The sequence below is a fragment of the Cellulomonas sp. genome (genome assembly GCF_036279715.1).
In the GTDB taxonomy this organism is placed as follows: domain Bacteria; phylum Actinomycetota; class Actinomycetes; order Actinomycetales; family Cellulomonadaceae; genus Cellulomonas_A.
Window position 1 is genome coordinate 1 of record NZ_DASUIR010000078.1, and the last position, 11695, is coordinate 11695.

Consider the following 11695-nt stretch of genomic DNA (forward strand, 5'->3'; position numbering starts at 1 on the left):
GTCGCGCGCGAGATCGAAGTCGTGGCTGGTGACGCGCTCGCGGTTCGAGCGGGCGGCGTAGAGCGCGGCCTCGTTGACGAGGTTCTCGAGGTCGGCGCCGGTCATGCCGGGCGTGCCCTTGGCCAGCGAGACGACATCCACGTTGTTCGCGAGCGGCACCTTGCGGAGATGCACGCGCAGGATGCCTTCGCGGCCTTTCACGTCGGGCGCATCGACGACGACCTGGCGGTCGAAACGGCCGGGCCGCAGCAGCGCCGGATCGAGCACGTCGGGCCGATTGGTCGCGGCGATCAGGATCACACCCTCGTTGCTCTCGAACCCGTCCATCTCGACGAGCAGCTGGTTCAGCGTCTGCTCGCGCTCGTCGTGCCCGCCGCCCATGCCGGCGCCGCGGTGGCGACCGACGGCGTCGATCTCGTCGATGAAGATGATCGAGGGCGCGTTCTGCTTGGCCTGGTCGAACAGGTCGCGGACACGGCTCGCGCCGACACCGACGAACATCTCGACGAAGTCCGAGCCGGAGATCGAGTAGAACGGCACGCCGGCCTCGCCCGCGACCGCACGGGCCAGGAGGGTCTTACCCGTCCCGGGTGCGCCGTAGAGCAGCACGCCCTTCGGGATCTTGGCGCCGACCGCGAGGAACTTGGCGGGCTCGGCGAGGAAGTCCTTGATCTCCTCGAGCTCCTCGACCGCCTCGTCGACACCGGCGACGTCCGCGAACGTGACCTGCGGCGACTCCTTGTTGACGAGCTTGGCGCGTGACTTGCCGAAGCTCATGACCCGGGAGCCGCCGCCCTGCGCGTTCGACATCAGGAACCAGAAGAGGCCCAGCAGCAGGATCATCGGCAGGATCAGGGTCAGGAGGCTGCCCCACCACGACTGCTGCGGGTTGTCGGAGTTGAAGCCGCCCGGCGGGTCCGCCTTCTGGATCGCCTGGACGACCGTGTCACCCTGCGGCACCACGTAGTAGAACTGGACCAGCTTGCCGAGGTTCTTGCTGCCCGAGGTGAAGTCCTCGGTCAGCGTGAGGTCGACGCGCTGCAGGCCGTCGGTGATCTTCGCCTGCTCGACCTTGCCCTGCGCGAGCAGCTTCAGACCGTCCGACGTGTCGATGCGCTGGACACCCGTGCCGGAGAGTGCGCTCACGCCGATCCACACGAGGACGACGGCGAGCGCGATCCACACGGCAGGGCCGCGAGTGAGTCTCTTGAGAGTCATGGGCGGGGGACGTGCCCCTTCATCCCTCCGGTCGCTGAACTGGTCGGATCGAAGTTACACGCTGAGGGTGTGAACTCCCCTGCGTGTTCGCCCAGGGCAGGAAGCGAGGTCCTCAGGCGCCGTACACGTGCGGAGCGAGCGTCCCGACGAACGGCAGGTTCCGGTACTTCTCGTCGAAGTCCAGGCCGTAGCCGACGACGAACTCGTTGGGGATCTCGAAGCCCACGTACTTGACGGCCACGTCGACCTTGGCGGCGTCCGGCTTGCGGAGCATCGTCGCGATCTCGACGCTCGCCGGCCCGCGGCTGCGCAGGTTGGCCAGCAGCCACGACAGCGTCAGGCCCGAGTCGATGATGTCCTCGACGATGAGGACGTGACGGCCCGTGAGGTCCGCGTCCAGGTCCTTGAGGATGCGCACGACGCCCGAGGACTTGGTGCCCGAGCCGTACGACGACACGGCCATCCAGTCCATCTGCACCGACGAGTGGAGGCGACGCACCAGGTCCGCCATCACCATCACCGCGCCCTTGAGCACGCCGACGAGCAGCAGCTCCTTGCCCACGTAGTCGGCGTCGATCTGCGCCGCCATCTCGTCGAGGCGTGCACCGAGCTGTTCCTCCGTCAGGAGGACGCGCTCGAGGTCGCTGCCCATGTCCACAGGGTCCACCGTGACGGCTCTCTTCACTGGTCGGGTTGAAGCATCAGCCTGCCATACGCGCGCACGGCCCGGATCCCCGGCAGGTCGAGCGGGCCCTGACCGTGCCAGTGGGTCAGGAGCGCGTCGAGGGCGAGGACGTGCGAGCGGTGCACGGACCCTGCGGGCGCCCCGGCACGGATCGCGGCGGCCCGCAGCGCGCGACGACGCAGCGCGGGCGCGGCCGCCGTCAGCACCTCGACGTCGAGCCGGACGGTGCCCGGCGTGCGGCCTGGCTCGGGGGGGCCGCCCGGCGCACGGTCGGTCCCGTCGGACGGGGCGTCGTCGGCCACGAGCGACGTCGCCAGCAGGTCGGCTGCGAGTGCGTCGAGCGCGTCGGCGTCCTCGCGCAGCTGGTCCGCGGTGCGGGCGAGCGCCTCGGCCACGCCCGGCCCGAGCTCGTCCTCGAGCACGGGCAGGACGTGCGCCCGCACGCGCGAGCGCAGCGGCCCGACACGGGGTTCGGCCGGGACGTTCGTCGGGTCGTGCCAGGGTTCGAGCCCGAGGGCCGCGCACGCAGCGAGGGTGTCGGTGCGCCGCAGCCCGAGCAGAGGGCGGCGCAGCAGCCCGCGTCGAGCCGGCATCCCCGCGAGCGACCGTCCGCCCGCGCCGCGGGCGAGGCCGAGCAGCACCTGCTCGGCCTGGTCGTCGAGCGTGTGGCCGAGGAGCACCGTGGCGGCGCCGAGCCTGCGGGCGGTCTCGTCGAGGGCCGCGTACCGCGCGTCGCGGGCCGCCGCCTCGGGGCCCCCGGACGCGGCGACGCGGACCCGGACGACCTCGACGGGGTCGAGGCCGAGCGTGCGGCACGCGACGGCGGCCGCCGCTGCGACCTGAGCGCTGCCGGGCTGCAGACCGTGGTCGACGACGACGGCGCCGGCGAGCAGCAGGGGACCCGAGCTCCCCCGACCCGAGGCACGGGTGCTGCGCCGAGCCACGAACGCCGTCGCGGCCGCGAGCGCGAGCGAGTCGGGACCGCCCGAGCAGGCGACGAGCACGAGCGCGCCGTCGGGCAGGTCGGCCGTCGCCGCGGTGACGGCCGATCGCAGCGCGGCGACCTCGGGTGCCGGTCCGGTCATCGGCTCAGCCGTGCACCCGGCGCACCCACGCGCGCGGGTCGGCGATCTCCCGGGCGGTGGGCAGCTGCTCGGGTGCGGACCAGACGGCGTTGAGCCCGGTGGTCCCGACCGCGCGGCGGACCTCGCGCACGAACGCTGCGCCGTCCCGGTACTGCGCGAGCTTCGCGTCGAGGCCCAGCAGCCGGCGCAGCACGCGCTCGAGCCCGCGGGAGGCCGCGCCCGCGTCGCGGCGGGCCTCGAACCGCGCCCGGATGTGGCGGACGGACGGGACGACCGAGGGGCCGACCGCATCCATCGCCACGTCGGCATGACCCTCGAGCAGCGCCATCACGGCACCGACCTCGTCGAGCTGGGCGCGCTGCGCGGGCGTGAGCAGGTCGAGGAGCCCGGCGGCGTCGCCGTCGGTGTCGGGACCCACCAGGACGCGCGAGGCGATGCGGACGACGTCGGCGAACGACGGGCCGCCGTCCTGGCCCCGGCGACGGTTCTCGCCATGGCCCGCGCCCGGCACGAGCCCGCCCGGGACGAGCTCACCGAGGTCGTCGAGCAGCGCCGCCGCGCCGACGCGCAGGTGGTCCGCGAGCCATGGTGCCGCCGCGAACTGCAGCGCGTGCGTCTGCTCGTGCAGGGCGATCCACAGCCGGAAGTCGGCGGGCTCGACGCCGAGCGCGCGCTCGACCTGGAGCACGTTCGGGGCGACGAGCAGCAGCCGGCCGTGCGGTGCGCGCGCGTCGGCCGTGAACGGGTCGAACTGGCCGAGCACCTTGCCCGAGAGCAGCGCGAGGACCCCGCCGACCTGCACGGCCCCGGCGAGCCTCGTGCCGGTCGACGCGCTCGCGCCGCGGACAGACGCCGTCATCGCGGCGAGCATCCGGACGTTCGCCTGCGCCCAGCCCAGGCGGTCCACGACCTGCACGAGCGAGACCGGGTCGGTCTCGGGGTCGGTCCCGTCGGCCGGGGCGAGCTCGGTGATGCGGGCTGCGTGCACGGTGGCCGTCGCGGCGGAGGTGCGGAGCGTGGTGACGAGGTCGACGAGCTCGGCGCGGGTCGCCGTCGGGCCCGGGGACGCGAGCTGCCCGGCGAGGCGCGCGGCCATGTCCCAGTCGACGGGTCCGCGCACGGCGTCCGCCCCGGTGTCCTCCACGGCCTGGTTCACGCCCCCACCGTACCCAGGTGGGCCCGACCGAACCTGGGCGAGGCGGACGCGCCCCGGGTCAGCGGCAGCCGCACGCCTGGAGCGTCGTCACGAACGCGTCGATCGTCGCGCGCGGGGCCCACTGGCCGCCGTCGGGCGTCTGGTCCGCGAGGACCGCGAACGCGAGCAGGCGGCCGTCCGCGTCGACGACCGTGCCCGCGAGCGACGTCACGTGCGGGAGGCTCCCGGTCTTCGCCCGTACGAGACCGCGCGCGGCCGTCGTCGTGAACCGGTCCGCGAGCGTGCCTGACAGCCCCGCGATGGGCAGGCCCGTCGCGACCTCGCGCAGCTCGGGGTGCGTCGGGGCGGTCGAGAGCCGGACGAGGTCGACGAGGAGCTGCGGCGGGAGCGCGGAGCCGGCCCCGAGGCCCGAGGCGTCGACGAGCGTGGCCCCCGACGTGTCGAGCCCGAGCTCGGACGCCGCGCGCAGCACGGCCTTGCTCGCTGCCTCGAAGCTGCCGGGCAGACCCATGTGCACGGCGACGAGGCGCGCGACGACCTCGGTGATCGTGTTGTCCGACGAGTGCAGGAAGTACTGCACGACGTCCGCGATCGGTGCCGACCGCACGACGCCGAGCTCGGTCGCCCCCGCCGGCGCGGTCACCCGCGCCGGGGTGCCGGTCACGGTGATGCCCTGCTCCGCGAGGCGCGCGGCGAGCTGGCCGGCCGCCGCGAGCGACGGGTCGGGAAAGCGCGGGGGGTACTCGCCGGCCTTGATCTTGGCGACGTCGACCGCGAGCGCCGTGACGGGCGCGACGTACCCCGCGGCGATGTCCGAGGCTGCCCACGTCGGACTGAGCTTCGGGCCGGAGAACAGGGTGTCGTCGACACCGAGCGACACCGTCGTCGTCCCCGCGAGCTTGAGGCCCTTGGCCACCTGCGCGGCGAGGTCGGCGAGCCCGGCCCGCCCGTCGACCGCCGTCGGGTCGCCTGCGCCGGCGGCCAGCATCATGTCCCCGCCGCCGACGAGCACGATCTGGCCCGCGGCACCCTTGACGACACGGGTCGGCAGCGTCGTCGACGCCGGGAGCTGGGTCAGCGCCGCCACGGCCGTCACGAGCTTGGCGGTCGAGGCCGGGGTGTGCGGGACCGTCGGGGCGTTCGACGCGAGCACGTCACCGGTCAGCCCGTCGACGACGACCACACCCGTGCTCGCGCCCATCCGCGCGTCCGCGACGAGCGCCGCGACCATGCCCTGCAGCTGCGCCGGGGCCGGAGCGGGCGCCGCGGGGTCGAGCGCCGCCAGCAGCGCCGTCACCGCGGGCGCGGGCACCGCGCCGGGTGCCGTCGGGAAGGGCTTCGGGGGCGCCGGGGCGGCGGCGAGCGTGACCATGCCCGGCACGACGTCGTAGGCGTCCGCCGTCACGTACGCGCCGCCCGCGAGCAGCACGACGAGCGCCGTCGTGGCGACCGCGCGCACTCCCGATGCCATGTGCCGTCCTCTCCGTCCTGCTCGGGGGGGCGCAGCAGGCCCTCCGGTGCGTCACACTAAGCACACAAGAGGGGCGGGCCGCACCACGACCCGCCCTGCGGACACGCGTGCGTGCCGACTCGCGCTGACGCGGCGCGACGACCACGCACCTGCGGAGGAGAGCTGTGGAGTTCGACGTCACGATCGAGATCCCCAAGGGGCAGCGCAACAAGTACGAGGTCGACCACGCGACGGGACGGATCCGCCTCGACCGCATGCTCTTCACCTCGACCCGGTACCCCGACGACTACGGCTTCATCGAGGGCACCCTCGGCGAGGACGGCGACCCGCTCGACGCGCTCGTGCTCCTTGAGGAGCCGACGTTCCCCGGCTGCCTGATCCGGTGCCGCGCGCTCGGGATGTTCCGCATGCGCGACGAGGCCGGCGGCGACGACAAGGTCCTCTGCGTGCCGACAGGCGACCAGCGCGCCGCGTGGCGCCAGGACATCGACGACGTCTCCGACTTCCACCGCCTCGAGATCCAGCACTTCTTCGAGGTCTACAAGGATCTCGAGCCGGGCAAGTCCGTCGAGGGTGCGCACTGGACCGACCGCATCGAGGCCGAGGCCGAGATCGAGCGGTCGCGTCAGCGCGCGATCGACACCGGTTACTACATGCACTGAGCTGTACCGGTCCGGCGCGGGGAACCGTGCCGGACCTGCGTGCGCGCTCATCCGGCGCTGCGGCGCCATGCGCGCGCCGGCCCCGGCACCGCACGGCTGCTGGCGGCGGCGAGGGTGAGCGTCGGGTCAGGCGCGTCCGGCGAACGGCATCGTCGCGGCCCAGCGCATCGACGTGATCCGGACCGGCACACCCGGGCGCGGAGCCTCCACGATCTGGTTGCCGCCGATCCACATCGCGACGTGGTAGATCGCATCGGGATCCGTCGGGTCCGTCGAGTAGAAGACCAGGTCGCCAGGACGCATCTCGTCGTAGCTGATCTTGAGGACCTGCTTGTACTGGTCGCGTGAGGTCCGCGCGAGGTTGACGCCCGCCGCCTGCCACGAACGCATCGTCAGGCCCGAGCAGTCGAAGCTCGCGAAACCCGCGGAGCCCCACTCGTACGGCAGGCCGGCCTGTGCCGACGCCCAGGCGACTGCCGCCGCACCCTGATCCGCCGATCCGCGCGACCGGCCGGTGCCGAGACCGTAGGTGCCGGTCGGGGCCGTCGTGGGAGCGGGCGCGGGCGCCGTTGACACGGCAGGCGACGGATCGGAGGCGACAGGAGCTGCCGGAGCCGCGGGTGCTGCGGGTGCGGCTGGTGTGGTGACGACCGGCGCGGTGGTCGCGGGCGGCGTCGTGGTGGTCGCGGCGGGCGCTGTCGTCGTCGGCGCCTTGGTCGCGGCGACGGTGGTCACCGTGGGCGCAGCAGCCGCGGCCGCGGCGCTGGCCGCGCGGCGTTGCGCCTCAGCGGCGGCGTCCGCGCGTGCCTGCCGGTCGGCGTCGAGCTGGTCCTGGCGTGCGCGCTCAACCTCCGCGCTCGTGCTGCGGGCCGCGGCGAGCTGGCCGATGAGGTTGTCGCGCTCGGTGGCCGCGGCAGCGAGCGCGGCGTCGGACGCGGACTGCGTGGCCTCGGCGGCGGCGAGCGCATCCTTGGCCGCGGAGCTCGCGGCAGCCTGCGCGGCAACGGCGGAGTCGGCGCGGGCCTTGAGCGTGGTCGCGACGAGCTGCGTGGCCCGGTACCGCTGGACCGCCTCGTCAGCCTTCGTGCCGACGCGCGCGAGCGTCGTGCTGCGGTCGACGACCTGCCGGAACCCGTCGGCGGACAGGACGGCTTCGATCGTGTCCATCGATCCGCCCGACCGAGCGGTCTGCCGGGCGATCGCGACGAGCGAGCGACGTGCGGTCTCGGCCTGGGCGTCCGCGGCTGCGGACCGCGCGGCGGCCTCGGCAGCCGAGTCGGCGGCGGCGAGCCGGTCGGACTCAGCCTGCGTGTACTTCTCGCCGGCCGCCTGGACGGCGACGACAGCGGCATCGCGCTCGACGCTCTGCTGCGCGAGCCGCACCTCGATCTCGGCGACCGACATCTGCGCGGCGGTGACGGCCTGCTGCGCAGCGCGCACGTCCTGGTCGCTCGGGGCGGTGGGGTCCGCCGAGCCGGTGGTCGCGGAACCGACGAGGAGGACAGCGGCCGCGAGCGTCGCGACGGCCGCGCGCGTGCGTCCGTTGACCGTCCCGAGTCGAAGTGCCACGTCATGTCCTTCGTCTGCCCAGCGGTAAACCTTGAGGCCTCGGAAGAGGGCCCGTAGGGCACGCTACCTGCGCAGATCCCAGAAGAGAACACCAGTCACACCCGTCACACGAGTCACACGGTTGTGGTTCTGGACGAACTACCCGAAACGTCCCCCGACATAGTCCGCGGTGCGCTGGTCGAGGGGTGAGCCGAACATCGCGCTCGTGTCGCCGTGCTCGACGATGACCCCCGGAGCGCCCTCTGCCGCGAGGAAGAAGGCACACTGCTGCGAGACCCGGGCGGCCTGCTGCATGTTGTGCGTGACGATCACGATGGTGACCTCCCGAGCGAGCTCGGTCATCGTCTCCTCGATCACCCGCGTCGACGTCGGGTCGAGCGCCGAGCACGGCTCGTCCATGAGCAGCACGCGCGGACGCACAGCGAGCGACCGAGCGATGCACAGGCGCTGCTGCTGCCCGCCGGACAGTCCGCCGCCCGGAGCCGACAGCCGGTCGCGCACCTCGCGCCACAGCCCGGCCTTGGTCAGGGACTCCTCGACCAGCGCGTCCTTGGTAGCCCCGGTCGCGCGGACGCCCGTGAGCTTGAGGCCCGCGAGCACGTTGTCGCGGATGCTCATCGCCGGGAACGGGTTCGGCTTCTGGAACACCATGCCGATGTCGCGGCGGGCCTGCGTGAGCTTTCGGGTCGCGTCGTAGACGTCGACGCCGTCGAGCAGCACCTCACCCGCGAGCGATGCGGACGGCACCAGCTCGTGCATGCGGTTGAGGATCCGCAGGAACGTCGACTTCCCGCAGCCCGACGGGCCGATGAGCGCGGTGACGCGACCCGCGGGCATCGTGAGCGAGACGCGGTCGAGGACCTGGTGGCTGCCGAACCACGCCGAGATGGACTGCGCGCGCAGCTCCGCCAGACCGGACGGCTCGAACGAGGGGACTCCCGGCCCGAACCGTTCCCTGGTGAGCAGTGCAGTACCGCCGCCCGCGCTGGACAGGCCGTCGGGATACGAGTCGTCCCCCCGCGCCGCCGAGCGGTCTCGGGAGCGCACCCCCGGCACCGCAGGCCACGCGCCCCGGCTTGCAGGTTCCGCCCAGGCGTCGACCGGAGCCAGGATCGCCGTGGTCTCGACGGCGCTCTCGGGGCTGTCGAGGCGGTTCGGGAGACGGTCGTTCACGGCGGGTCTCCTGGCGATCGGTGAGGACGTCGACGTCGGGGGCTGGACCGGCGCGGTCACGCGGGCAGCCCTCCTCGACGCGCACGGAGGAACGTAGGGCGGGCGAGCAGACCGGCCACGGCGGCGAGTCCCGAACCACCTGCACCGAGGATCAGCCACTGCCCCGGCGTGCGGTGGTGAGCCGTCCACGCGGCCCAGATCAGGTCCGGGCCGAGGCCAGCGTGCGTCTCCGGCGCGGGTGCGGCGGGGGCCGCAGAGGCGGCGGGGGCTGGGCCGCCTCCGGCGGCCTGGGCGGAGGACTGCGGCATGCGGCCCGCGGCGGAGCGGCCGTCGCTCGCCCCCCTGCCCGACGCGCTTCCTGCGCCCGTACCCGTGGGCTGCACGGACGGCCCCGGCGGGACGATTAGCTGGAGCGAACCCGTGTCGGACGAGTCGACCGACACGATCGCGTCGCGGGGTGCGGCGAGCGCCGTGGGAGCCATGGCAACCGCGGCCACCAACGCACCGACCGCCAGGACGACCGTGACAACGACGATCTGCACCGAGCCGGCCGTCGGGTCGCTCCCACGCGCGTCGGGCCGGGCGACGGGCGCCGTTCGGTTGGCCGGACCCACACCGAGAAGCTGCGGGTCGGCGCCGGTGGACCGCGCCTCCGCGATCATCGCCGCCCACAGCTCCTCGCCCTCGCGACGGCGCCGGCGAACCTCGCGCACGACGAACCAGACAGCCCCGGCGACGAGTGCGATGACCGCGAGCCCGGTCCAGGAGACCGCAAGGAACGTCGAGCGCGCCGACGTGGACACGAGCGGGATCTCGGTGTCGGGGCCGGGCGCGGCCGCCATGTCGACGTCGATCACCGCTGTGGCGAGCGCCAGGGGCTCGACATCTCGGACGACCGACTCGACCGTGATCGTCTGGCCCGGCAAGATCTCGCGCGTGCTGTCGGCGTCCACCTGGGCCAGCCGGACGCCGAAGGGTCCGGTGACCCGAACGCGGGGCTTGCCGACGATCTTGACGTTGCCCGTGTTGGACACGTCGTAGTGCAAGGTCGTCGGCGCTGCGCCGAACGGCATCCACGTCGAGCCGTAGGAGGCGTGCACACCGCGGACGGTGAGCGCGGGGGTGAGCTCGCCCGACACGCGGAGGTTCAGGCGGACCGCCACCCGCGTGTCCACCACGACGCCCTGGGCGTCCGGCGTCGGGTTCGCCGGGGACACTGCGATCCCGCCCGGGTGGTCGCCGGGGGCGGCACCGGCCGGCACGGCGACCGTGACCGCGACGACGGCGCTCGACAGCGCCGGGATCGTCACAGTCGGTGTGTCGACCGTGACCCACGAGCCGACATCGACCGCAGCGGTCGCAGCGGGCTTGAGATCGTAGCCGCCGCTCCCGGTGTTGAAGGCGTCAGCCCCGTAGACCGAGAACGTGCGCTCCACCGTCGAGGCGTTGGAGATCACGAGGTGGTCCTGCACCGAGGCGCCGGGGCCGGCCTGCAGCTCGAGACGGGTGCGGCTGTCCGCTGCACCCGTCGCATCTGCCGGGCCGACCGACCAGGCCGCCGTGGCGTCGTCCGCCACGGCAGCCTGGACCACGGGAAGCCCGAGCACCCCCACCGCTGCCAGGACCGCCACCGCGGTGACCCGCGAGGCTCGACGGCTGAAGACGTGTGTCATGAGATGCACTCCGGTTCGCGTGTGACGATCTGTCGAACAGGTGCGGGGTGGTTCAGCTGGCGATCAGCGTGACGGTGATCGTCGAGCTGTAGCTGCCTTGGGTCGTCGAGCTGGGGATGGCGAGGTTGAGCGTGGCCCCCAGGGTCGTCGACCCCTGACCGGACGTCGTCGTCGACCCGAGCACCGCGCTCGTGCTCAGACCGGCGCTCGTGGCAGCGTCGAGGAACGACGACACCGCGGGCCCCGCCTGCGTCGCCAGCAGGCTGCCGCTGCCGTTGACCGTCGTCGTGAGCGTCGCTGCGGGCGTCCAGCCGAGGTACTTCGCACCGATCGAGGGGGCGCCGGCGAGGGAGAAGTCGGACGCCTGGACGTTCACCTGCCACCCGGTGAGCAGGTCGGAACGGCGAGTGTCGTCAACCTTGATCGCCGGCAGCGCTGCGGTCGCGGTCACCCGGGTGTTGCCCGAGTCGCGTGCACCGGAGAGGGTGACAGCAGCGCTGCTGGGGACCGAGAGCGTCAGGCTGCCCGGCTCGGTCTGCACGACTGCGGGAACGGTCAGCGTCACGGCGATGCCACCCTGGCCGGCTGCAACGGTCCAGGACTGGGCCGGCGCGTCCGACGCGAGGAACGTGGTGACGTCCGTCGGGACGAAGCTCGCGGAGTAGGTGTGGGCGCCGATCGACGGGGCCGTGACCGTGTAGGTCGCGACGCCGGCGGAGACGGGGGCCGAACCGAGGGTCGTCGTGCCCTCCTTGAAGGTCACCGAGCCGGCCGCGCTGCTCGGAGCGACCGTCGCGGTGAGCGCAAGGTTCGCGCCTGCTGCGGCGGCGCCGAGTGTCGTCGAGGTCGCGACCGCGGTGGCGGTGCCGAGCGCAGGCGGGGCCGGGACGGACCACGAGGTCAGGGTCAGGTTGTCCGGCGCGGTCATCGTGATGGGCGTCGAGAAGTACCCGAGCGCGGCACCGGCGGCGCTGAAGCACGTGAACGTCAGCGGCAGCGGGAC

Annotated in this window: 10 protein-coding genes; 1 reads left to right on the forward strand and 9 read right to left on the reverse strand. The window is 73.5% G+C overall.

From position 1 onward, the window contains the following. The 5 genes from VFW79_RS08175 to dacB all read right to left on the reverse strand — a co-directional run. Window positions 1-1218: ATP-dependent metallopeptidase FtsH/Yme1/Tma family protein (locus VFW79_RS08175; RefSeq protein ID WP_329676818.1), on the reverse strand; the 1218-nt coding region annotated here is incomplete at its 3' end. Between the two features lie 112 nt (window positions 1219-1330). Next, complete coding sequence (hpt, locus tag VFW79_RS08180; protein ID WP_414647915.1) at window positions 1331-1870, reverse strand: hypoxanthine phosphoribosyltransferase; 540 nt, start codon at window positions 1868-1870, stop codon at window positions 1331-1333. Window positions 1871-1899: 29 nt separating this feature from the next. Continuing rightward, on the reverse strand, window positions 1900-2988 hold the full coding sequence (gene tilS, locus VFW79_RS08185; RefSeq protein ID WP_329676820.1) for a tRNA lysidine(34) synthetase TilS: 1089 nt from the start codon (window positions 2986-2988) through the stop codon (window positions 1900-1902). A 4-nt stretch (window positions 2989-2992) separates the two neighbouring features. Continuing rightward, entirely contained in the window at window positions 2993-4144 is a 1152-nt protein-coding gene (locus VFW79_RS08190; protein WP_329676821.1) for a zinc-dependent metalloprotease, read from the reverse strand. Between the two features lie 58 nt (window positions 4145-4202). Next, window positions 4203-5615, reverse strand: a complete 1413-nt coding sequence (dacB, locus tag VFW79_RS08195; RefSeq protein WP_329676822.1) for a D-alanyl-D-alanine carboxypeptidase/D-alanyl-D-alanine endopeptidase — start codon at window positions 5613-5615, stop codon at window positions 4203-4205. Window positions 5616-5779: 164 nt separating this feature from the next. Between dacB and VFW79_RS08200 the strand changes: the two genes are divergently transcribed. Beyond that, the gene (locus VFW79_RS08200) at window positions 5780-6277 is read left to right on the forward strand and encodes an inorganic diphosphatase (protein ID WP_109131624.1); all 498 of its coding nucleotides are present in this window, start codon (window positions 5780-5782) and stop codon (window positions 6275-6277) included. Window positions 6278-6403: 126 nt separating this feature from the next. Here VFW79_RS08200 and VFW79_RS08205 read toward each other — a convergent pair whose 3' ends face one another. The 4 genes from VFW79_RS08205 to VFW79_RS08220 all read right to left on the reverse strand — a co-directional run. After that, window positions 6404-7846, reverse strand: a complete 1443-nt coding sequence (locus VFW79_RS08205) for a C40 family peptidase (protein WP_329676823.1) — start codon at window positions 7844-7846, stop codon at window positions 6404-6406. Between the two features lie 138 nt (window positions 7847-7984). After that, complete coding sequence (locus tag VFW79_RS08210; RefSeq protein ID WP_329676826.1) at window positions 7985-8758, reverse strand: phosphate ABC transporter ATP-binding protein; 774 nt, start codon at window positions 8756-8758, stop codon at window positions 7985-7987. Between the two features lie 317 nt (window positions 8759-9075). Next, window positions 9076-10692, reverse strand: coding sequence for a hypothetical protein (locus VFW79_RS08215; RefSeq protein WP_329676824.1), 1617 nt, complete (start codon window positions 10690-10692; stop codon window positions 9076-9078). Window positions 10693-10744: 52 nt separating this feature from the next. After that, on the reverse strand, window positions 10745-11695 hold a 951-nt coding region (locus VFW79_RS08220; protein WP_329676825.1), incomplete at its 5' end, for an Ig-like domain repeat protein.